The sequence below is a fragment of the Curtobacterium sp. L3-7 genome, from assembly GCF_048756585.1.
Lineage (GTDB): Bacteria > Actinomycetota > Actinomycetes > Actinomycetales > Microbacteriaceae > Curtobacterium.
On record NZ_CP151474.1, the window covers coordinates 243,851 to 264,529 of the forward strand.

The 20,679-nt window shown below is 70.4% G+C and carries 20 protein-coding genes; 6 read left to right on the forward strand and 14 right to left on the reverse strand.

What is annotated here, in order from left to right:
• Positions 1 to 8 precede the first annotated feature (8 nt).
• The gene (locus AAEP80_RS01170) at positions 9 to 1,361 is read right to left on the reverse strand and encodes a branched-chain amino acid ABC transporter permease (RefSeq protein WP_420366833.1); all 1,353 of its coding nucleotides are present in this window, start codon (positions 1,359 to 1,361) and stop codon (positions 9 to 11) included.
• A gap of 342 nt (positions 1,362 to 1,703) precedes the next feature.
• On the opposite strand from AAEP80_RS01170, the gene guaB reads away from it, so the two are divergent.
• Positions 1,704 to 3,206 (forward strand): IMP dehydrogenase, encoded by a 1,503-nt coding sequence (gene guaB / locus AAEP80_RS01175; protein WP_420365654.1) that lies wholly within the window; start codon positions 1,704 to 1,706, stop codon positions 3,204 to 3,206.
• A 295-nt stretch (positions 3,207 to 3,501) separates the two neighbouring features.
• Entirely contained in the window at positions 3,502 to 4,830 is a 1,329-nt protein-coding gene (locus AAEP80_RS01180; RefSeq protein ID WP_420365655.1) for an ABC transporter substrate-binding protein, read from the forward strand.
• A gap of 152 nt (positions 4,831 to 4,982) precedes the next feature.
• On the opposite strand, the gene rarD is transcribed toward AAEP80_RS01180, so the two are convergent.
• Positions 4,983 to 5,921 (reverse strand): EamA family transporter RarD, encoded by a 939-nt coding sequence (rarD, locus tag AAEP80_RS01185; RefSeq protein ID WP_420365656.1) that lies wholly within the window; start codon positions 5,919 to 5,921, stop codon positions 4,983 to 4,985.
• 115 nt (positions 5,922 to 6,036) lie between these two features.
• Positions 6,037 to 6,333 (reverse strand): co-chaperone GroES, encoded by a 297-nt coding sequence (gene groES, locus AAEP80_RS01190; RefSeq protein WP_056121496.1) that lies wholly within the window; start codon positions 6,331 to 6,333, stop codon positions 6,037 to 6,039.
• 147 nt (positions 6,334 to 6,480) lie between these two features.
• Here groES and AAEP80_RS01195 point away from each other — a divergent pair, with 147 nt between their 5' ends.
• On the forward strand, positions 6,481 to 7,674 hold the full coding sequence (locus tag AAEP80_RS01195; protein ID WP_420365657.1) for a THUMP-like domain-containing protein: 1,194 nt from the start codon (positions 6,481 to 6,483) through the stop codon (positions 7,672 to 7,674).
• Here AAEP80_RS01195 and AAEP80_RS01200 read toward each other — a convergent pair.
• The 5 genes from AAEP80_RS01200 to AAEP80_RS01220 form a co-directional block, all read right to left on the reverse strand.
• Positions 7,667 to 8,437 carry a DUF4190 domain-containing protein gene (locus AAEP80_RS01200; RefSeq protein WP_420365658.1) on the reverse strand — a complete coding sequence of 257 codons (771 nt, stop codon included), beginning with the start codon at positions 8,435 to 8,437 and terminating at the stop codon, positions 7,667 to 7,669. The genes AAEP80_RS01195 and AAEP80_RS01200 overlap by 8 nt on opposite strands.
• A gap of 67 nt (positions 8,438 to 8,504) precedes the next feature.
• The gene (tsaD, locus tag AAEP80_RS01205) at positions 8,505 to 9,554 is read right to left on the reverse strand and encodes a tRNA (adenosine(37)-N6)-threonylcarbamoyltransferase complex transferase subunit TsaD (protein ID WP_402727231.1); all 1,050 of its coding nucleotides are present in this window, start codon (positions 9,552 to 9,554) and stop codon (positions 8,505 to 8,507) included.
• Entirely contained in the window at positions 9,547 to 10,086 is a 540-nt protein-coding gene (rimI, locus tag AAEP80_RS01210) for a ribosomal protein S18-alanine N-acetyltransferase (RefSeq protein ID WP_413600733.1), read from the reverse strand. Before rimI ends, tsaD begins: the two co-directional genes overlap by 8 nt.
• Positions 10,083 to 10,691 carry a tRNA (adenosine(37)-N6)-threonylcarbamoyltransferase complex dimerization subunit type 1 TsaB gene (tsaB, locus tag AAEP80_RS01215; RefSeq protein WP_402727233.1) on the reverse strand — a complete coding sequence of 203 codons (609 nt, stop codon included), beginning with the start codon at positions 10,689 to 10,691 and terminating at the stop codon, positions 10,083 to 10,085. Before tsaB ends, rimI begins: the two co-directional genes overlap by 4 nt.
• Before the next feature lie 94 nt (positions 10,692 to 10,785).
• Positions 10,786 to 12,183 (reverse strand): hypothetical protein, encoded by a 1,398-nt coding sequence (locus AAEP80_RS01220; protein WP_413600732.1) that lies wholly within the window; start codon positions 12,181 to 12,183, stop codon positions 10,786 to 10,788.
• Positions 12,184 to 12,476: 293 nt separating this feature from the next.
• Between AAEP80_RS01220 and AAEP80_RS01225 the strand changes: the two genes are divergently transcribed.
• Positions 12,477 to 13,229: a glycoside hydrolase family 16 protein gene (locus tag AAEP80_RS01225; RefSeq protein WP_413600731.1), complete on the forward strand. Its 753-nt coding sequence runs from the start codon at positions 12,477 to 12,479 to the stop codon at positions 13,227 to 13,229.
• 4 nt (positions 13,230 to 13,233) lie between these two features.
• Here the strand turns inward: AAEP80_RS01225 and AAEP80_RS01230 are convergent, their stop codons facing one another.
• The 6 genes from AAEP80_RS01230 to glmS form a co-directional block, all read right to left on the reverse strand.
• The gene (locus tag AAEP80_RS01230; RefSeq protein ID WP_420365659.1) at positions 13,234 to 13,920 is read right to left on the reverse strand and encodes an SGNH/GDSL hydrolase family protein; all 687 of its coding nucleotides are present in this window, start codon (positions 13,918 to 13,920) and stop codon (positions 13,234 to 13,236) included.
• Between the two features lie 76 nt (positions 13,921 to 13,996).
• Positions 13,997 to 14,449, reverse strand: a complete 453-nt coding sequence (gene tsaE / locus AAEP80_RS01235; protein ID WP_420366834.1) for a tRNA (adenosine(37)-N6)-threonylcarbamoyltransferase complex ATPase subunit type 1 TsaE — start codon at positions 14,447 to 14,449, stop codon at positions 13,997 to 13,999.
• Positions 14,450 to 14,487: 38 nt separating this feature from the next.
• Positions 14,488 to 15,651, reverse strand: coding sequence for an alanine racemase (alr, locus tag AAEP80_RS01240; protein WP_420365660.1), 1,164 nt, complete (start codon positions 15,649 to 15,651; stop codon positions 14,488 to 14,490).
• The gene (gene alr / locus AAEP80_RS01245) at positions 15,648 to 16,751 is read right to left on the reverse strand and encodes an alanine racemase (RefSeq protein WP_420365661.1); all 1,104 of its coding nucleotides are present in this window, start codon (positions 16,749 to 16,751) and stop codon (positions 15,648 to 15,650) included. The genes alr (AAEP80_RS01240) and alr (AAEP80_RS01245) overlap by 4 nt, the downstream gene beginning before the upstream one ends.
• Complete coding sequence (locus tag AAEP80_RS01250) at positions 16,748 to 17,128, reverse strand: holo-ACP synthase (protein ID WP_420365662.1); 381 nt, start codon at positions 17,126 to 17,128, stop codon at positions 16,748 to 16,750. Before AAEP80_RS01250 ends, alr (AAEP80_RS01245) begins: the two co-directional genes overlap by 4 nt.
• 7 nt (positions 17,129 to 17,135) lie before the next feature.
• A complete protein-coding gene (glmS, locus tag AAEP80_RS01255) occupies positions 17,136 to 18,983 on the reverse strand; it encodes a glutamine--fructose-6-phosphate transaminase (isomerizing) (protein ID WP_420365663.1) in 1,848 nt (615 codons plus the stop codon).
• 72 nt (positions 18,984 to 19,055) lie between these two features.
• Here glmS and AAEP80_RS01260 point away from each other — a divergent pair, with 72 nt between their 5' ends.
• Positions 19,056 to 19,541 carry a glutathione peroxidase gene (locus AAEP80_RS01260; protein WP_413600725.1) on the forward strand — a complete coding sequence of 162 codons (486 nt, stop codon included), beginning with the start codon at positions 19,056 to 19,058 and terminating at the stop codon, positions 19,539 to 19,541.
• A 79-nt stretch (positions 19,542 to 19,620) separates the two neighbouring features.
• On the forward strand, positions 19,621 to 20,565 hold the full coding sequence (coaA, locus tag AAEP80_RS01265) for a type I pantothenate kinase (RefSeq protein ID WP_420365664.1): 945 nt from the start codon (positions 19,621 to 19,623) through the stop codon (positions 20,563 to 20,565).
• The last annotated feature ends 114 nt before the right edge of the window (positions 20,566 to 20,679 follow it).

Below are 20,679 nucleotides of genomic sequence, written 5' to 3' on the forward strand. Positions count from 1 at the left end.
GCGCTCCCTTAACCGATCCGCTCGGCGCGACCGAAGATGCCCTGCGGCCGGAACAGCAGGATGAGGATGAGGATGACGAGTGCCGTGGCGTACTTGAAGTCACCGGGCAGCACCAGGTTCGTGAGCTCGACGACGACGCCGATGATCATCGACCCGACGAGCGCGCCGTAGGCCGTGCCGAGACCACCGAGGGTCACGGCGGCGAACATGAGCAGGAGCAGCTGCAGGCCGGTCTGCCAGTTCACGCCGTTGAGCACGAGGCCGAGCATCACGCCGGACAGTCCGGCGAGCCCGGCGGCGAGCGTCCACACGAACCGGATGACCCGGTCGACGTCGATGCCGGACGCCGACGCGAGCGCCGGGTTGTCGGACACCGCTCGGGTGGCACGGCCGAACCGCGTCTTCGCCAGGAACAGCCCGGTCGCGACGAGCACGACGAGCGCGATGCCCATCGCCACGTAGGACTGCACCGTCAGCGTCACGCCGGCGAACGTCACCGTCGCGGGGTTGCTCTGCTGGATGCGGACCGTCGAGGCCCCGAAGAAGTACTGGAACGCGTACTGCGCCGCGATCGACAGACCGATCGTGACGATCATCAGCTGCGTCAGGCTGATCCGTCGGCGGCGCAACGGTTTCCAGATGACCATGTCCTGGAAGTACCCGGTCGCCGCGCAGAGGGCCACGACGATGACGCCGGCGAGCCAGACGTTCATGCCGAGCTGGTTCGCGAACACGTAGGCGAGGAGCCCGCCGAGGGTCACCTGCTCACCGTGCGAGAAGCTCGAGAGGCCCGTCGTGCCGTAGATCAGCGAGAGACCGATCGACGCGAGCGCGAGGAGCAGCCCGAGCCGGATGCCGGACACGAACTGCTGCCAGGCCCGCGCCGGTGTGACGCTCGTCGAGGCATCGCTCGTCGTCGCACCCTGCTGGTCGGACAGCTGGAAGATCTGCCCGGCGTTGGCGTTGAGGTTCGCCTGTACGGTGCGCTTCGCGTCGGCCGCGTTCGTCAGGAACTGTCCCTTCGGCAGCGTGTCCTGGTCGACGGTCACCGAGTACTGCCCGGCGGCCGGGACGCTGACGGACCAACGGCCGGCGTCGGTCGTCGTCGACGTCGCGGTGAAGCCGCTCGGGCCGGTCACGTCGACGTCCACGCCCTCGGCCGGCTTCCGCTCGGAGTCGAGGATGGTGCCCTGGATGCAGCCGTTGGTCGGGCTGACGGTGCAGGGCTGGGTGCTCGAGGGCGCGGTGCTGGCGGATGCGCTGGGGGTCGCGCTCGCCGTGGCCGCGGTCGTGGCTCCCTGAGCAGGGAGGGTCACGGCCCAGTCGACGAAGAAGGTCGCCAGGAAGGCCGCGACGAGCACGACGACGAGCACCAGTCGGCGACGACCTGGCGCACCGGGGCGGAATCGGCGCAGCAGCGCAGATCCCGCAGGAGTGATGGATCCCACGGAAGAGCCTCTCGTTCGGATGCCGAGGAACCTATGGGGATTTTGTGTCACCCGTGTTTCCATCTCGTTCCCTGTGGAATTCGTGCCGGAACTGTGATGCTGTGCAGGGAGCTCCGAGGCGGGCCCGCACCGAGCCTCCAGGCCCGTGCCCATCCGGAATGCGCGCCCCGTCGCGCGCGTTAGCATGGTCTATCCGGAACCCACAGCTGCGTTCCCGGTGTCTGAAACCACTTCACTCGCCCACGAAGGGGACCCATGGACCAGCCGGATCCGTTCGGATTCATCGGACTCACGTACGACGACGTCATGCTCCTGCCGGGGTACACCGACGTCATCCCGAGCGAGGCGTCGACCGCGTCCCGGCTCACCAAGCGGATCACGGTCAACGTCCCGCTGCTCTCCGCGGCGATGGACACCGTCACCGAGGCACGCATGGCGATCGCCATGGCGCGCCAGGGCGGTATCGGCATCCTGCACCGCAACATGTCGATCGCCGACCAGGCCGCCGCGGTCGACAAGGTCAAGCGCTCCGAGTCGGGCATGATCACCAACCCGGTGACCACCAACCCGGACGCCACCGTCGCCGAGGTCGACGCGCTCTGTGGACAGTTCCGCGTCTCCGGCCTCCCCGTGGTGGAGGGCGACGGCACCCTCGTCGGGATCATCACCAACCGTGACATGCGGTTCGTGGCGCCGTTCGAGCAGCAGACCACGCTGGTGCGCGACGTCATGACCAAGGCGCCGCTCATCACCGCGCAGGTCGGCATCGACCCGGACGACGCCGTCGCGATCTTCGCCCAGCACAAGATCGAGAAGCTCCCGCTCGTCGACGCCGACGGCAGGCTCCGCGGGCTCATCACCGTCAAGGACTTCGACAAGAGCGAGAAGTACCCGGACGCCACGAAGGACGACGCCGGACGGCTGCGCGTCGGTGCGGCGATCGGCTTCTTCGGCGACGCATGGGAGCGCGCGACCGCCCTGCTCGAAGCGGGCGTGGACGTGCTCGTCGTCGACACCGCCAACGGCCACAGCGCCGGCGTGCTCGACATGGTCCGTCGCCTGAAGGCCGACCCCGCGTTCGACGGTGTGGACGTCATCGGCGGCCAGGCAGCCACGCGTGAAGGAGCGCAGGCGCTCATCGACGCCGGTGTGGACGCCGTCAAGGTCGGTGTCGGCCCCGGCTCGATCTGCACCACCCGCGTCGTCGCCGGCGTCGGTGTGCCGCAGGTCACCGCGGTCTACGAGGCGTCCCTCGCCGCACGCGAAGCCGGCGTGCCGGTCATCGCCGACGGCGGGCTGCAGTACTCGGGCGACATCGCGAAGGCCCTCGTGGCGGGCGCCGACACCGTGATGCTCGGCTCGCTCCTCGCCGGCACCGACGAGTCCCCCGGCGACCTGGTGTTCGTCGGCGGCAAGCAGTTCAAGGCGTACCGCGGGATGGGCTCCCTCGGCGCGCTGCAGACCCGCGGCAAGAAGACCTCGTACTCGAAGGACCGGTACTTCCAGGCCGACGTCCCCTCGGACGACAAGCTCGTGCCGGAGGGCATCGAGGGCCAGGTGCCGTACCGCGGCTCGGTCGCGAACGTCGTGTACCAGCTCGTCGGCGGGCTCCGGCAGTCGATGTTCTACGTCGGCGGCCGCACGGTCCCCGAGCTCAAGGCGCGCGGCAAGTTCGTCCGCATCACGCCGGCCGGGCTCAAGGAGTCGCACCCGCACGACGTCCAGATGGTCGTCGAGGCGCCGAACTACCGCAGCTGACACACTCGGGCCTCCGAGACGCCCCCGTTCCCTCGAGACGCCGCCGAATCCGGCGGTGTCTCGAGGGAACGGGGGCGTCTCGCGTTCCGGCGGGGCATGCCGGCAGGTGTACCGCACCAGCCGCGAACCCGTGGAGACGCACAGCTTCTGTCACGGCTCGGTAACGAAACAGTTTGCGTACCGCCCCGTCACACGGGCGAAACACCCGGACCCTACTTTTGCTCGCATCCCCACACGGAGGCGTCGCACTCGACCCGATGCGGCTCAGCCTCCGTGCCGAGAAAGGGTTCCACGGATGATCAGAACCACCCGCGTCACCACGGCGCTGGCACTGGCGGGAGCGGCAGCGGTGCTGCTCGCGGCGTGCTCCACGGCCGGCAGCGCCGACCCGTCGTCGTCGGCTTCGGCAGCGAAGAAGGACCCGGCGTCGAGCTGCAAGGCACCGTCGTCACCAGGCACCGACGCGCTGAAGATCGGCACGATCCTGCCGCTCACCGGCTCGCTGGCGTACCTCAACCCGCCCGCCGAGTCCGGTGTCGGCCTCGCGGTCGAGGACATCAACTCCGCCGGCGGCGTGCTCGACAAGGACGTCACGATCGAGCCGCAGACGGACTCGGGTGACAGCACCGACATGACCGTCTCGAGCTCCGCCGCGACGAAGCTCGTCAACGCGAAGGTCCCGGTCGCGATCGGCGCGGAGTCGTCCTCGGTGACGCTCAACGTGATCGACCAGCTCACGAGCAACTGCATCGTGGAGATCTCGCCGGCCAACACGGCGACCGACCTCTCGGGCTACTCGTCGTACTACTACCGGACCGCTCCGCCGGACTCGGTGCAGGGTTCGGCGCTCGGCCAGCTCATCACGGGCGACGGCAACGCCAAGGTCGCTTTCCTGGTCTTCAACGACACGTACGGCACGGGCCTCCGCAACTCGGTCCAGAAGGCCGTCGAGGCCTCTGGTGGCCAGGTCGTCTACGGCGGCAAGGGCAAGGGCCAGGAGTTCCCGCCCGGACAGACCACGTTCTCGTCCGAGGTGACGGCCGCGCTCGCGACCAAGCCCGACGCGATCGTCGTCCTGGCGTTCGACGAGACGAAGTCGATCATCCCCGAGCTGAAGTCGCAGAACGCCGACATGGCGAAGATCTACATGTCGGACGGCAACACGGCGGACTACTCGAAGGACTTCGACCCAGGCACGCTCGAGGGTGCGCAGGGCACGATCCCCGGTGCTTCGCCGAAGGACGAACTGAAGCAGCGCCTCGTCGACTACTACAAGACGTCGTCGGGCAAGGACCTCACCGACTACTCGTACGCAGCCGAGTCCTACGACGCCACCACCCTCGCCGCCCTCGCAGCGGTGAAGGGCAAGGGCACCGACTCCGGCACGATCCAGGCCAACATGGCTGCGGTCTCCGGCGCGGACGGCGGCACCGAGTGCTCGACGTTCGAGGACTGCAAGGCACTCCTCGACGACGGCAAGGACATCCACTACACGGGTCCGTCCGGCATCGGTCCGTTCGACAAGAACAACGACCCGTCGACCGCCTACATCGGCATCTACAAGTTCGACGGTGACAACAAGCCGCAGTACCAGAGCGCGATCCAGGGCTCGGTCGCGAAGTAACACCACCGCACCCGCGAAAGCGACAGTCCCCGGCAGGGTTCCTGCCGGGGACTGTCGCTTTCGCGGAACGACGGCACGCGGCACGCGGCACGCGGCACGACAGGACGACAGGACAGGACAGGCGGCCGGACGGGAGGCTCGGGGTGCGTCCGTCAGGCGGGTGCGGCCGGCAGGACGGCACGTCGGGCGCGGCGCGCGGCGGTGAACGAGTCCACGGACAGGATCACGAGGGCGCACCACACGATCCCGAAGCCGATCCACCGCGAGGTGCTCATCGCCTCGTGCTGGATCGTCACGCCCACGACGAGCTGCATCACGGGCGTCAGGTACTGCGTCAGCCCGAGCGTCGAGAGCGACAGCCGCCTGGCCGACGACGCGAAGAGCAGCAGCGGCACCGCCGTCGCCGGGCCCGCCCCGATCATGATCAGCGCGTGCACCCAGCCCTCGCTGCCGAACGTGATGCCGCCGATCCCGGTGACGCCGAGCACGACCAACGCGCCGACCGCGAGCGGTGTGAGCCACATCGTCTCGATCGTCAGGCCGGAGAGCGCATCCACGGTGCCGCCGACACGCTTCTTCACCAGGCCGTACAGCCCGAAGGAGAACGCCAGCGCGAGCGAGATCCACGGCATCTGGCCGTACCCGACGGCGATGACGACGACCGCCACGACGCTGATGCCGACCGCGGTCCACTGCGCCGGCCGGAGGCGTTCCCGGAGCAGCACGACGCCGAGCGCGATCGTCACGAGCGGGTTGATGAAGTACCCGAGCGCGGCCTCGACGGTGTGGCCCGTCGTCGTCGCGATGACGTACACGGTCCAGTTCACGACGATGAGCACCGCGGCGATCGCCATGACCCCCATCACCCGACGCTGGACGAGCAGGGACCGCGTCCGGAGCCACGACCGTGTCACGGCGATCGCGATCACGCAGAACCCCAGCCCGAAGACGATGCGCCAGGCCACGATCTCGAAGGCGCCGGCCGGGGCCATCGCCGCGAAGAGCAGCGGCATGAGTCCCCAGAGCCCGTAGGCGACGATCGCCTGCACGACCCCGACGGATGCTTCGCTCCTGGCCACGCGCTCGGTCACGGACCAATGCTACGGACGTGCGCCGACACGACGGACGTGCCCCGAACCTCCAGGCCGGAACGGCGAACGCCCCGTCAGCCGGGAGCTGACGGGGCGTTCGTTCGTGGAGCGGGGTTCAGTGCTCGATGACCGCGAGGACGTCGCGAGCCGAGAGGACCAGGAGGTCCTCGCCCGAGTACTTGACCTCGGTGCCGCCGTACTTCGAGTAGATGACCTTGTCGCCGACGGCGACGTCGAGCGGGACGCGGTTGCCGTTGTCGTCGATGCGACCCGGACCCACGGCCACGACCTCGCCCTCCTGCGGCTTCTCCTTCGCGGTGTCCGGGATGACGAGACCCGAAGCAGTGGTCTGCTCCGCCTCGACCTGACGGATGACGATGCGATCTTCGAGCGGCTTGATGGTGACGGCCACGGTGACCTCTTCTTTCTCGGTACTGACTCGGTACAGATGAAAACCGGTTGGCACTACGCACACGAGAGTGCCAAGTCCAACTGTAGGGGGCCGCTGGCACTCGGTCAATCCGAGTGCCAGCGCATCCGTTGATGACAGGATCGTCTCATGGACGCCGCCGATCTCGCCCAGCTGTTGACCCCGGACGGGATGGCGCTGCTCGACCGTACGCCCAGCGTCTCCGACGACGGTGAGATCGTCCGTGTCGTCTCCCGGCTGCGGGCGGAGGGGCACGATCCCGGGCTCGTCGCCGCCGTGCTGACCCAGGCGAAGCTCCGGCAGAAGGCCAGGGGGAAGTTCGGCGACTTCGCGTCGCGGATGCTCTTCACCGAAGCCGGGCTCGAGCAGGCCACCCGGCTGTCCGTCGCAGCCCAGCACGCCGGACGCTTCGCCGCGGCGGGGCTCCGTCGGGTGGCGGACCTCGGCTGCGGCATCGGCGGGGACGCGATGGCGATGGCGGCGCTCGACCTCGACGTGACGGCGGTCGACCGTGACGAGGTCACGGCGGCGGTCGCCACGTACAACCTCTCGCCGTGGTCCGATGCCCGCGTGGAGCTCGGGGACGCGGCCTCGTTCGACCTGTCGCGCGTCGACGGCGTCTGGATGGACCCCGCACGACGGACTGCCGGCCACGCGAACACGCGACGCCTCGCCGATCCCGACGACTGGTCGCCGTCGCTGGACACCGTGTTCGCGGCGGCGACGACCACGCCGACCGGGGTGAAGCTCGGCCCCGGGATCGACCGTGACCTCGTCCCGGACACCGCGGAAGCACAGTGGACGTCCGTCGACCGCGAGGTCGTCGAGCTCGCACTCTGGTTCGGGCCGCTCGCACGCCCTGGCATCCGGCGCGCGGCCACCGTCATCGGGCCGCACGGCATCGCGGAGCTGACCGCAGCGGACGACTCCGAGGACGAGCCGGTGGGGCCGATCGGCGAGTACCTCTACGAGCCGGACGGCGCCGTCATCCGGGCGCGGCTGATCGGTGACCTGGCGCGGTCGATCGACGGGCACATGCTCTCCGACGGGATCGCGTACGTGACGTCCTCACGCGCGGTCACCACGCCGTTCGCGCAGGGCTTCCGGGTGCTGGACACGATGCCCCTCGACGTCAAGCAGCTCGCGGCACGGCTCGCCGCGGACGGGATCGGCACGGTGGAGATCAAGAAGCGCGGCGTGGACGTCGATCCCGCCCAGTTCCGGAAACGACTGCGACTGCGCGGCGGGTCCGGCCGGGTGACCCTGGTACTCACCCGGCTCGAGGGCCGCCACACGGCGATCCTCTGCGAGCGCCTCAGCTGATGAACGCGCCGGTCGAGCCGTAGTCGTAGTTGTCGTCGTAGTACCCGCCGCCGGAGTGCCCGATCGCGAAGACGACGACCACGATCCAGAGGATCCACACGCCGGTCATCACCCACCCGGCGATGATGCCGGTCAGTGCGAGGCCGCGGCCCTGCTCGCCGTTCTGCTTGATCTTGCCGAGCGCCACGTGCCCGAGGATCGCACCGGCTGGGCCGAGCAGGATCGCGATGAAGAAGAACGGGATCGCACCGAGACCGAACACGATCGACAGGATCGCGAGGATGTTCGTCTTCGGGCGCTGCGCGTACGGCTGGTACCCGGCGTTCGAGTACGCGCCGGCGGGGGCGTAGGGGTTCGCGTACGGCGCGGAACCGGGAGCGCCCTGCCCGGCGTACTGGGCCGAACCGGGGGCGGATGCGGCGTACGGGTTCTGCGGTGCGCCGTACTGCGGCTGCTGCGAGGCGCCGTAGGGGTTCTGCTGCTGCGGAGCGCCGTACTGCGGCTGCTGGGGAGCGGCGTACGGGTTCTGCTGCGGAGCACCGTACTGCGGCTGCTCCGGAGCACCGTACTGCGGCGGCTGCTGCTGCTGCGGCTGCGGCTGCTGCGGCGCGTACGGGTTCGGCTGCTGCGTGTCCTGGCCGTACCCGTTCGGCTCCGCCGCCGACCCGGGGGCCGGTGCCGATGCGGTCGGGTCCTGCGACGCCGGCTGCTGCCCGTCCGGCTGCTGTTCGCCCGGCTTCGGCCACTGGTTCTGATCGGACACGTTGCACCCCTCCCGACGACCCGTGCGGCCGTCGCTCCCGATCCTCCCACAAGCGCGGGGGCCGGGCTCAGACCTGGACGGTCGTCACCGGCAGCGTCGAGTCCGCGGCGATGCCGAGGTCGCTCGGCGCGTGCCCCTCGGCGACGAGTCGCGCACCGATGGCCGCGATCATGGCCCCGTTGTCGGTGCAGAGGTCGAGCGGGGGGATGCGGAGCTCGACCCCGGCTGCGGCGCAGCGGTCGATCGCGACCGCGCGGAGGCGCGCGTTCGCCACGACGCCGCCGCCGAGCAGCAGCCGGTCCACCCCGGTGTCACGGCAGGCGTTGAGGGCCTTGGTGACGAGCACGTCGACGACGGCCTCGCGGAACGAGGCGGCGACGTCGGCCACGGGGACCTCGCGCCCCTCGTCACGGCAGCGCTCGACCCACCGCGCGACGGCGGTCTTCAGCCCCGAGAACGAGAAGTCGTACCGGTGCGCCGCCATGTCCTTCGGCAGGGTCAGCCCCCGCGGGAACCGGATCGCCTTCGGGTCGCCGTCCGCCGCAGCCCGGTCGATCTGCGGCCCACCCGGGTACGGCAGGCCGAGGAGCCGCGCGACCTTGTCGAACGCCTCTCCCGCGGCGTCGTCGATGGTCTCACCGAGGAGCTCGACGTCACCGACGAGGTCGCGCACGAGCAGCAGCGACGTGTGCCCACCGGACACCAGGAGCGCCACGGTCGGCAGCTCGATCGCGCTGCCGTCGGCGCGCAGGACGTCGGCCCCGACGTGCCCGACCAGGTGGTTCACGCCGTAGAGCGGCTTGCCGGTGGCCACGGCGAGCGCCTTCGCCGCACCGACCCCGACCATCAACGCCCCGGCGAGCCCGGGTCCTGCGGTCACCGCGACCGCGTCGAGCTCGTCGAGCGTGACACCCGCCTGCGACAGTGCCTGCTCCAGCGTCGGGGTCATCGCCTCGAGGTGCGCACGAGCGGCGACCTCGGGCACGACGCCGCCGTAGCGCGCGTGCTCCTCCATGCTCGACGCGATGACGTTGGCGAGCAGGGTGCTGCCCCGGACGATGCCCACGCCCGTCTCGTCGCAGCTCGTCTCGATGCCGAGCACCAGCGGTTCACGCATCGAGCGTCTCCTGTCCGATCGGGCCGGGTCCCTGCCTCGTGGGCGCGAGCGTCGCTCGCATCACCCACGCGTCGACGCCGTCCGGCTGGTAGTACCGCGGGCGGGTGGCGATGTGCTCGAACCCGAACGCCGTGTACATCGCCTGCGCGACGGGGTTGTCGGCGCGGACCTCGAGGAAGACCTCCTCCACCGCGCGACGACGAGCCTCGTCGAGGAGCTCGGTGAAGAGTGCCCGGCCGATGCCCCTGCCGCGGTGCTCGGCCGACACGGCGATGGTCTGCACGTCGGCGACCGGGTTGCCCGCGAGCGACGACAGTCCCGCGTACCCGACGACCGTCGGGGCGCCGTCGTCGACGGTCTCCACGACGACGTAGTACCCGTGCGGCGAGTACAGCTCGCCGGACATCTGCGACGCCGACCAGGCGTCGGTCGGGAACGAGGCGTGCTCGAGCCACATCACGTCGTCGAGGTCCTGCGGGTGGGCGCGCCGCAGGCGCAGCCCGTCGGGCAGGCGCCCGCCGGAGGCGCTCACTGCTTCACCCGCTTGGGCGCGCCCGGCATGGTGACGTCGGGGTCGCGCAGGTAGAGGGGGGTGTCGTCGGCGAAGGAACCGCCGGAGGCGAGCCGGTCCGCGGCGAGCGAGCCGAGCCTCCCGGCCGGGATCGTGACGGCGGTGACCCGCCGGAACCGACTGGAGGCTCCCAGCACGTCGTCCAGGTCCGCCGGCTTGGCGAGTCCGGGACCTGCGGTGCGCGCGCCGGTCTGGTCGTGGACGCTCCAGTAGACCTCGCGTCGGCGGGCGTCCGTCAGGACGACCAGCGGGCCGTCGTGCTCGGCGGCGACGGCGTCGTGGCTGACGAGCGGCAGGAACGGGACGCCGCGTGCCGCGGCGAACGTCCGTGCGGCCGCGATGCCGACACGCAGACCGGTGAACGGACCCGGACCCATCCCCGCGACGACGCCCGTGACGTCGGCGGCGGTGATCCCCGCGTCGTCGAGCACCCCCTGCAGGAAGGGGCCGATGACCTCGGCGTGCCGACGGGTGTCCTCCGTCGAACGCTCGGCGAGCACCTGTCGTGTCTCCGGATCGACGACGGCGACGCTCGTTCCGGCGGACGTGTCGATGGCGAGCAGCACCCGTCCATCGTAGGCGTCCGGCCCGGTGAACGAGAGCGGGGCTGCTCGACACGACGGGAGTCGCGCCGGGCAGCCCCGCTCGGGACCGTTCGGGTCAGCGCGGCAGGATCGCCGGGCTCGTCCCCGCTGCGAGGCCGACGCCGAACGCCGTCGCAGCGTTCGTGTTGGTCACCGTCCAGAGGTCACTCGAGTTCGTCTGGACCGCGATGACGTACCCACTCCCCACCGCCGCGATGGACGGGCTCGAGTCGGTCGCCATGCCGATGGAGAAGTGCGTCGCGGCGTTCGTGTTCGTGACGCTCCACAGGTCGCCGTTGTTCGCCTCCGCCGCGACGACGTACCCGCCCGAGGTCGCGAGGATCGCCGGGCTCGTGCCGCCTTCCATCCCGATGTGGAAGGCCGTGGCGGCCTTCGTGTTCGTGATCGTCCACAGCACGTGCGTGTTCGTCTGCACGGCCACGGTGTACCCACCGGACGTCGCTGCGATGGACGGGCTCGTCCCAGCGGCCATCCCGACGTCGAACGCCGTGGCGGCCTTCGTGTTCGTGACGGTCCAGAGCTTGCCGGTGTTGGTCTGCACCGCGACGGTGTACCCGCCGGACGTGGCCACGATGGACGGGCTCGTCCCAGCGGCCATCCCGATGTCGAAGGCGGTCGCCGCCTTCGTGTTCGTGATCGTCCACAGGTCGCCGGAGTTCGTCTGCACGGCGATGACGTACCCGCCGCCGGAGGTCGCGATGATCGACGGGCTGGTCCCGGCCTTCATGCCGACCGGGAAGTGCGTCGCCGCACCGCCCGACGTGATCGACCAGAGGTCACCGCCGGTCGCCTGGAACGCGATGACGTACCCGCTCCCCTGGGCCGCGATCGCCGGGCTGGTACCGGAGGCCACGCCGACCGGGAACGACGTCGCGGCCTTGCTCGCCGTGACGCTCCACAGCCCCGTCGACTTCACGTGCGCCGCGGTGACGTAGGACGCGGACGGCGTCGGCGCGTTCGGGATGCCGGGCCCTGACGTCACGCCGGGCTGCGACGAGTTGTGCGTCCCTGCCGGAGCGGTACCCCGAGGCGTCCACTGACCGGGATCGGCGATGAACGCCGGCGCGACGGACTGCACGTACGACGAGTACGAGCCGTTCGTGTACGTCGTCCACGGCGAGAAGCTCTCCCCGGCGTCGACGTACTTCGCGAAGGCCGCCTCGGCGTTGTTCCACGGGTCGAGCATCTGGAAGTCCTGGCCGTACTGCGGCACGGAGTCCCCGCAGGTGATCTGCCAGAGCCCCCATCCGGCGCGGTCGCTGCCGGCACCGCAGTAGCCGACCCCCTGCTGGATCGCCCCGGGGTTGCCGCCGCTCTCGGCGATCGCGATGGCCGCTGCGGTCTTCGCCGATGCCGCCGTGCCGCCGGCGTCGATCCAGAACCCCTCGATCGCCGCGTACGACAGCGCGCCGCTGCCACCCGACGCCGCCGAGGCCGATGTGGTGGTGGTCACGGCAACCCCTGCCATGACCAGTGCTCCGACGGCGACGCCGCCCATGAGCCTGAAGAACGAGAACCGCTTGCGTCGTGGAACCGACGCCTCCCCTGGTGTCATGGGTTCAGGCTGGCCCCGTGATGCGTCATGAGCAGGGCGCGAAGCTGGGAAGACGGTGTCGAGACTGAGAGTCCCGCAAGGACGACCCCTCGCTCTGGGGACAACGCGACGCCGTCGGATCGACCCCGGCGGCCGACAGGGGTCGATGCGGGCCGTTCGGGTCGGCCCGCATCCACAGGGAGCGCCAGCGCATGCAGCAACGCACCATCAGAGCCGTCCTCGCGGCCGTCGTCCTCACCGCTGGACTCGTCGCGGTGCCGATCGGCAGCGACTCGGTCGCACACGCCGAGGTCCCCATCGGGAACATCGGCAAGTTCAAGCAGACCTTCCGCGAGAGCTTCAGCACGAAGGCCTCCGCCGGGGGTCAGTTCGCGAAGACCTACGCGAAGTCGTGGCAGCCGTACCCGGACGGGATGGGCGACGGCAAGTACTGGTCCGGCACGCAGATCAGCGCGCACGGCGGGATCATGGATGTCACCCTCGACGGGAAGCACGGGGCTGCGGGGACGTTCGGGACACCGTCAGGGGCGTGGTCGCACGTCGGCGGGAAGTTCACCGTCCGCGCCAAGGCGAGCGGCGCGACCGGCAACGGCGCGGCGTTCATGCTCTGGCCGACGTCGAACGTCTGGTCGGAGGGCGAGATCGACTACCCGGAGGGCAACTTCGAAGCCGCACCGGTCTCCTACCAGCACTCGATGACGGCCGGGGCGGAGTTCAACGCCACCAGTGCATCCGCCCGGGTGTCCTGGCGCGACTGGCACACCTACTCGATCGAGTGGATCCCGAACAAGTCCGTCACCTACTTCGTCGACAACCGTGTCGTCCAGACCGTCACGAAGGACGTCCCGAAGACCGCACACCGGTACATGTTCCAGACCGGCAACTGGGGCGCGACCGGGCACCTCAACATCGACTGGGTCACGACGTACGACTACAAGCCCTGACGGATCAGAGCTGGACGCCGGCCTTCCGCAGGTCCTTCCCGATCGCCGCGGCCAGGACCCGCTGCCCGGCGACCGTCGGGTGTTCGCTGTCCGCCTGCAGCAGACCGTGCCGGCCGGCGATCGGCTGCCCGATGTCGACGTACTCGCCGTGCACGGCGGTCACCGCGGCCTCGAGCGCGTCGGAGCTCACCGAGACCTCGTCCGGGATGCTCCCCGGCTGGTCCCACAGGGTGCTCAGTCCGACGATCTCGGCGTGCGGGAGCGCCGAGTGGATGTCCTCGATCGTCTCGGACGTCGCACGCTGGATGTCCGCGGCGCTCTCGCCCATGTCGTTGTCCGACGACTGCACGATGACGAGCGTCGGCTTCGCGGCGACCGCCTGGGACACGAGTCCGTCGTAGTGGGTGTTGCAGGCGTCGCCGTCGTTGATGAAGCCGGCACCGCTGCACGCGACGTTCGTGAGGGCGAAGTGCTCCTTCGCGGCGAGCACCGCAGGCCACGCCTGGTCCTCGCTGTCCAGGCCGTAGCCGGCCATGATCGAGTCGCCGATGGTGGCGACGCGCTGCGCTGATGCGGTCGGCGACGCGGTGCCGGAACCGGAGGCCTCGGAACGGATCGAGTGCGCCGCCCCGAGCGCGACCACGACGACCGCGACCCCGGCGGCGACGACGAGGACCCGGCGCATCTGCATGCGTCCACGGTAGCCACCGTCACCGGATCGTGATCGCCCGGCACCGGAACACGCAGGACCTTCATCAGGTCGCTGATCAGAGCGTGACGCCCTCCCAGCGCGGACCGGTGGCCGTGACGACGACACGGCGGGGCTCGTCGGGGACGTCGTCGGGGTCGAGGTCAGGATCGAGCGTCGCAGCACCGGTCGCGCGGACGATCTCGACGTCGAGCACGCTGTCGCCGATGCCGTCGACGAACCCACGCCCCCACTCGACGACGACGATCGCACCGTCCCAGTCGAGGTCGAGGTCGTCGAGCTCGAGGGGGTCAGAGAGCCGGTAGGCATCGACGTGCACCAGGTCGGGCCCGGCCGTCGTGGGGTGCGTCCGTGCGAGGACGAAGGTCGGACTCGACACCTGGCCCCGCGCGCCGAGCGCCGCACCGAGTCCGCGTGTGAGCGTCGTCTTGCCGGCGCCGAGCGGCCCGGTCAGCACGACGAGGTCGCCGGCGCGCAGGACCGCGGCGATCCGGGCGCCGAGTGCGCCCATGTCGTCGGTGCCCGCGACGGTGGTGTCGAGCAGGACGGTCACGCCGGCTCGCCCCGCAGGTACTCGCCCACGCGCCCTGCGACGGAGTGCCCGGAGTAGACGCGCGGCACGCGGGAGCCGATGCGGCAGACGATCTCCTCGCCGATGGTGCCGAGCGCCGCACCCCACTCGAGCACGGTCGACTCGTCGCGCTCGCCCGTGCCGAAGAGCACCACCGTGTCCCCGGTCCGGACGTCGTCGTCCCCGACGTCGACGAGGAACTGGTCCATCGCGACCCGACCGGCGATCGGGTAGCGCTTGCCGGCGATCGTCACCTCGAGGCGCCCCTGCGCCAGCCGCGGGACACCGTCCGCGTAGCCGACCGGCACCAGCGCGAGGGTCGTCTCCGTCGTCGTGCGGTACGTGTAGTCGTAGGAGACACCGGTGTCGACCGGCACGCGCTTGGTCTTCGCGACCGACGCGGTGAGTGTCATCACGGGCTCGAGCCCGAGGTCCGCCGCCGAGACGCCGTCCGCGCCGGGGATGCCGAACAGGTTCGCCCCCATCCGGACCATGTCCTTGCGAAACTCCTTGCGCTCGAGTCCGGCGAGCGATGCGGCGACGTGCTCGATCGGGATGTCGAGCCCGAGGTCCTCGGCGCGTTCGACCGCGTCCTCGAAGAGCCCGACGGCGGCGCTGTCGTCGTCCTCGGACGACTCGGCCAGGTGCGTGTACGCGGCGACGACCTCGATCCGCCCGGCGCGCTGGGCGTCCCGTGCGGCCTCGACCAGGGCTGGCCAGTCGTCGACGGACGAACCGTCGCGGTGCAGCCCCGTGTCGAGTCCGAGGTGCACGCGGGCCGGACGCTGGTCGACGGCGTCCACGACGCGCCGCAGCTCGGCGACGTTCGAGACGCCGAGGTCCACGGCGGAGTCGATCGCGTCGCGGAAGTCGAGCGCCGGGTCGTGCTGCCAGGTGAAGAGGTGGACGTCCTCGCCGACGCCGATCGACCGGAGCCGGAGCGCGGCCGGGACCGTGAGGACACCGATCCAGCGAATGCCGGCGTCGACGGCGGCGAGCGCGATCGGTTCGAGGCCGTGCCCGTACGCGTCGGCCTTCATGATCGCCATCACCTCGACGGGGTCCATCCACTCGCGGACCAGGTCGAGGTTGGCGCGGTAGGCGTCGAGGTCGATCTCCGCCTGGCGCAGGGGTGCGCTCACGTCGTCCTCCGATCGATGCTCCGGCCGAGCCGGGCGACCACCTCGTAGTTGATGGTGCCGACGGCCGCCGCCCAGTCCTCCACAGCGGGATCGCCGTTCGCCGGGTCGCCCCAGAGCACGACCTCGTCCCCCACGGCGACGTCGGCGTCCCCGATGTCGATGTGCATGGCGTTCATCGCGACGCGGCCGACCACGGGGAACGTCCGATCGCCGATGCGGACCACGACGTGGTTGCCGAAGGCGCGGTCGAAGCCGTCCGCGTACCCGAGGCCGATCACGGCGAGGCGGGTGTCCGACTCGGCGCGCCAGGTGTAGCCGTAGCTGACGCCGTCACCGGCCGGCACGACGACCGTGCGCAGCACCGACGCGGTCAGGCGCATCGCGGGTCGGAGCCCGAGGTCGGCCGAGGTGCGGTCGGCGAACGGGCTCAGGCCGTAGAGCGCGATCCCCACACGGGCGAGGTCCCGACGGGTCTCGGGGACGACCAGGCTCGCGGCGCTCGCGGCGAGGTGCACCATCGGCGGCATGATGCCGACCGCGCCCAGGCCGTCGAGCGCGCGCTGCAGGGCGGCGTCCTGGTCGAGATCGTCGGTACGGGAGGCGTTCGACAGGTGGGACATCAGTCCCTCGACCCGGGTCCTCGCGCCGTTCCGTGCGAGTCGCCCCGCGGTCTCGAAGAGCTCGGGCCACTCGGACTCGACGGCGCCGTTCCGGCTGAGCCCGGTGTCGACGCAGATGTGCACCTCGGGCACCTCGGAGTCGGCCGCCGCGGCGAGCTGGGACACGCTCGACACCGCGGGGGTGATGCCGTACTGGGCGGCGCGGCGGAAGTCCTCGTCCGGCGCGTGCAACCAGGCGAGGATCCGGACGCCCTCGTCGATGCCGGCCTGTCGGAGCGCGATGCCCTCGTCGATGTCGGCGACGCCGAGCCACTCCGCGCCGGCGTCCACGAACGCCCGCGCGGCGTCAGCCGCGCCGTGCCCGTACGCGTTCGCCTTGACGACCGCGATGACGCCGGACGGTGCCACCTGTTCGGCGACCGTCGCGTAGTTGGCGATCAGTGCCTCCCGGTCGACCGTGATCCCGGTGAACGCACTCAAGCCGTGTCCCCTGTTCCTTCCAACACCACGAACGCCGTGGCGATCCCTCCATCATGGGACAGCGACAGGTGCACGCTCGTGACCCCACGCGCATCGGCCACCTGCCGCGCCTGCTGGTGCAGCGTCAGCGACGGGTTCCGCTGGTCGTCGGAGACGACCTCGAGGTCCTGCCAACTCAGTCCTGCGCTCGAGCCGAACGCCTTGATCAGGGCCTCCTTCGCAGCGAACCGCGCCGCGAGCGAGGCGATCGGGCGTGGTTCGCCGTCCCGGAGCAGCTCCCCCGACGTGAACAGGCGCGTGCGCATCGCGGGCGTGCGTTCCAGCACCTGCCCGAACCGCGAGAGATCGACGACGTCGACCCCGATCCCGATGATCACCGTCCGACTACTCGACGGTGACCGACTTCGCGAGGTTGCGCGGCTGGTCGACGTCGAGGCCCTTGGCCGCGGCGAGTTCCATGCCGAACATGTGCAGCGGCGCGACCGCGAGCAGCGGCTCGAACAGCGGGGTCGCGAGCGGGATGCGGAGGACCTCGTCGGCGAACGGCAGCACCGCGGCGTCGCCCTCTTCGGCGATCGCGATCACCCGGGCGCCGCGCGCGCGGATCTCCTGGATGTTCGACACCACCTTCGGGTGCAGCGAGCGGGCGTCACGGGGCGACGGCACGATGACGAAGACGATCTGGCCGGGTTCGATGAGCGCGATCGGACCGTGCTTCAGCTCACCGGCGGCGAAGCCCTCGGCGTGGATGTACGCGAGTTCCTTGAGCTTGAGCGCGCCTTCGAGGGCGATCGGGTACCCGACGTGGCGACCCAGGAACAGCACGCTCCGGGTGTCGGCCATCCACTTCGCGAGCTCGGCGACCCCGGAGGCGTCCTCGATGGTCTGCTGCAGCTTCGGCGCGAGGGACTCGAGTTCCGCGACCTGCTCGGCGATCTGCTCGGTCGTCAGCGTGCCGCGGAGCGTCGCGAGGTGCAGGCCGAGCAGGTACAGCGCGACGCCCTGCGCGAGGAACGCCTTCGTCGACGCGACGGCGACCTCCGGCCCGGCGTGCGTGTAGATCACGGCGTCGGACTCGCGCGGGATCGTGGCGCCCTGGGTGTTGCAGATCGAGAGGACCTGCGCGCCCTGCTCACGCGCGTACTTCACGGCCATGAGTGTGTCCATCGTCTCGCCGGACTGGCTGATCGAGACGACGAGCGTGCGGTCGTTCAGCACCGGGTCGCGGTAGCGGAACTCGTGCGCGAGCTCGACCTCGACCGGGATGCGTGCCCACTGCTCGATGGCGTACTTGCCGAGGATCCCGGCGTAAGCAGCGGTGCCGCAGGCGATGACGATGACGCGGTCGACCTGCTGCAGGCGCTCCGCGATCGGGTCGAGGTCGGTGAGCGTGACGGCGCCGTCGTGCACGCGGCCGAGGATGGTCTTCGCGACGGCCTCCGGCTCCTCGCTGATCTCCTTCGCCATGAAGGAGGACCAGCCGCCCTTGTCCGCGGCCGACGCGTCCCAGTTCACCTCGAACTCGCTGCGGTCGGCCGGGGTGCCGTCGAAGTGGACCACGTCGACGCCGTCGGGGCGGATGGTGGCGATCTCGTCCTGCCCGATGGACAGCGCGCGCTGCGTGTACGCGACGAACGCGGCGACGTCGGAGCCCATGAAGTTCTCGCCGTCGCCGAGCCCGACGACCAGGGGCGAGTTACGACGGGCGCCGACGACGACGCCGGGCTGGTCGGCGTGCACGACGAGGAGCGTGAAGGCGCCCTCGAGCCGCTGCACGGTCTGCTGCATGGCGCTCGTCAGGTCACCGGTCTCGCGGAAGGCCTTCGCGACCAGGTGCGCCGCGACCTCGGAGTCGGTCTCGCTGAGGAACTCGACGCCCTCGGCCGCGAGTTCGTCGCGGAGCGCGGAGAAGTTCTCGATGATGCCGTTGTGGATGAGCGCGAGCTTGCCGCCGTCGGCGAGGTGCGGGTGCGCGTTCTCGTCCGTGGGGCCGCCGTGGGTCGCCCAGCGGGTGTGCCCGATGCCCGTCCCGCCGTCGGCGATGGGGTGCTCGTCGAGCTCGTCGACGAGGGCCTGCAGCTTGCCGGCCTTCTTCGCGAAGGACAGGTCGCCTGCCGGGTCGATGACCGCGATGCCGGCCGAGTCGTACCCGCGGTACTCGAGCCGACGGAGTCCACCGAGGAGCACGTCCGTGCTGCTGTTGGTGCCGACGTAGCCCACGATTCCACACATGGGACCGATCCTACGATGCGGCTCAGCCCGCTCCCTGCGAGGCCGCGGATCGTGCGGGATACCGTGATCATCATGGGACGTTTCGACGCAATCGACATCACGACGCTGCACGGTGAGCACACCACGTTCGGCGCCTTCGCGGACAAGGCGGTGCTCGTGGTGAACGTGGCGTCGCGCTGCGGCCTCGCACCGCAGTACGAGCAGCTCGAGGAGTTGCAGAAGACCTACGGCCCGCGGGGCTTCACGGTGCTCGGGTTCCCGAGCAACCAGTTCCTGCAGGAGCTCGGCTCGTCCGAGGCGATCGACGAGTACTGCTCCACCACGTGGGGCGTGACGTTCCCGATGTCCGAGAAGGTCAAGGTGAACGGCGGTGGCGCGCACCCGCTCTACAAGGAGCTCAAGCAGACGCCGGACGCCGCGGGCAAGGCCGGCCGTGTGATCTGGAACTTCGAGAAGTTCCTGGTGGCGCCGGACGGCACCGTCACCCGGTTCCGCCCGACGACGAAGCCGGACGCGCCAGAGGTGATCGCGGCCATCGAGGCGGCGCTGCCCGCCTGAGCGGGCTCCGGACTGGAGGCTCGGTGAAGGTCCGCCGCGTCGCCCACCCGCACCGCGCCTCCCGTCTACGCTCGTTCCCATGCCGATCCCGGAGACCACCGTCGCGCACCCCACCCCGTTCGTGGAGATCCCCCGCGGGGAGTGGTCGCAGCTCGCGCCCAAGGAGCACCTCTCCCTGACCGAGACGGAGATCGTGCAGCTGCGCGGCCTCGGTGACCGCCTCGACATGCAGGAGGTGCAGGAGGTCTACCTCCCCCTCTCCCGCCTGCTCACGCTCTACGCCGCTGGCGCGCGGAACCTGCACGCGGAGACGAGCCGCTTCCTCGGGGAGCGGGCCGGGCGGACGCCCTTCGTCATCGGCGTCGCGGGCTCGGTCGCCGTCGGCAAGTCGACCGTCGCACGGCTGCTGCGCGAACTCACGAAGCGCTGGCCGGACACCCCGCGGGTTGAGCTCGTCACGACCGATGGGTTCCTGTACCCGAACGCCGAGCTCGAGCGTCGCGGGATCATGGACCGGAAGGGCTTCCCGGAGTCCTACGACCGCCGTTCCCTGTTGCGCTTCGTCAGCCAGGTGAAGAGCGGTGCGACCGAGGTCCGGGCGCCGTACTACTCGCACCTCGTCTACGACATCGTGCCGAACGCCGAGATCGTCGTGCGGCAGCCGGACATCCTCATCGTGGAGGGGCTCAACGTGCTCGCGCCGCCGGTGCACGGGCGGCTGGCACTGTCCGACCTGTTCGACTTCACGATCTACGTCGACGCGAAGACCAAGGACATCGAGGCCTGGTACGTCGACCGGTTCCTGGCACTGCAAGAGGAGGCGTTCTCGAGCACCGACTCGTTCTTCCACCGGTTCGCGTCCCTGTCCCGCTCGGACGCTGTGGAGACGGCGACCCAGGTCTGGCGCGCGATCAACGAGCCGAACCTCGTCGAGAACGTGCTCCCCACCCGCTCCCGGGCGACCCTCGTGCTGAAGAAGGCCGCCGACCACAAGGTCTCGTCGGTCCTGCTCCGCAAGATCTGACGCGGCGCCTCCGGCCGGGGCGGCGGGCGGCGCCGGGCCGGACCCGGATCCCGTTCGCAGAACCGAAAGCACCCTGCACCACGTGTTCACGTGGTGCGGGGTGCTTTCGGTTGT

Excerpts from the sequence above, each read along its gene's own strand:
- guaB (WP_420365654.1), top strand. The coding sequence starts at position 1,704 with ATGGACCAGCCGGATCCGTTCGGATTCATCGGACTCACGTACGACGAC.
- AAEP80_RS01180 (WP_420365655.1), top strand. The coding sequence starts at position 3,502 with ATGATCAGAACCACCCGCGTCACCACGGCGCTGGCACTGGCGGGAGCG.
- AAEP80_RS01195 (WP_420365657.1), top strand. The coding sequence starts at position 6,481 with ATGGACGCCGCCGATCTCGCCCAGCTGTTGACCCCGGACGGGATGGCG.
- tsaD (WP_402727231.1), bottom strand. The coding sequence starts at position 9,554 with ATGCGTGAACCGCTGGTGCTCGGCATCGAGACGAGCTGCGACGAGACG.
- AAEP80_RS01225 (WP_413600731.1), top strand. The coding sequence starts at position 12,477 with ATGCAGCAACGCACCATCAGAGCCGTCCTCGCGGCCGTCGTCCTCACC.
- AAEP80_RS01230 (WP_420365659.1), bottom strand. The coding sequence starts at position 13,920 with ATGCAGATGCGCCGGGTCCTCGTCGTCGCCGCCGGGGTCGCGGTCGTC.
- tsaE (WP_420366834.1), bottom strand. The coding sequence starts at position 14,449 with ATGGGCGCACTCGGCGCCCGGATCGCCGCGGTCCTGCGCGCCGGCGAC.
- glmS (WP_420365663.1), bottom strand. The coding sequence starts at position 18,983 with ATGTGTGGAATCGTGGGCTACGTCGGCACCAACAGCAGCACGGACGTG.
- AAEP80_RS01260 (WP_413600725.1), top strand. The coding sequence starts at position 19,056 with ATGGGACGTTTCGACGCAATCGACATCACGACGCTGCACGGTGAGCAC.
- coaA (WP_420365664.1), top strand. The coding sequence starts at position 19,621 with ATGCCGATCCCGGAGACCACCGTCGCGCACCCCACCCCGTTCGTGGAG.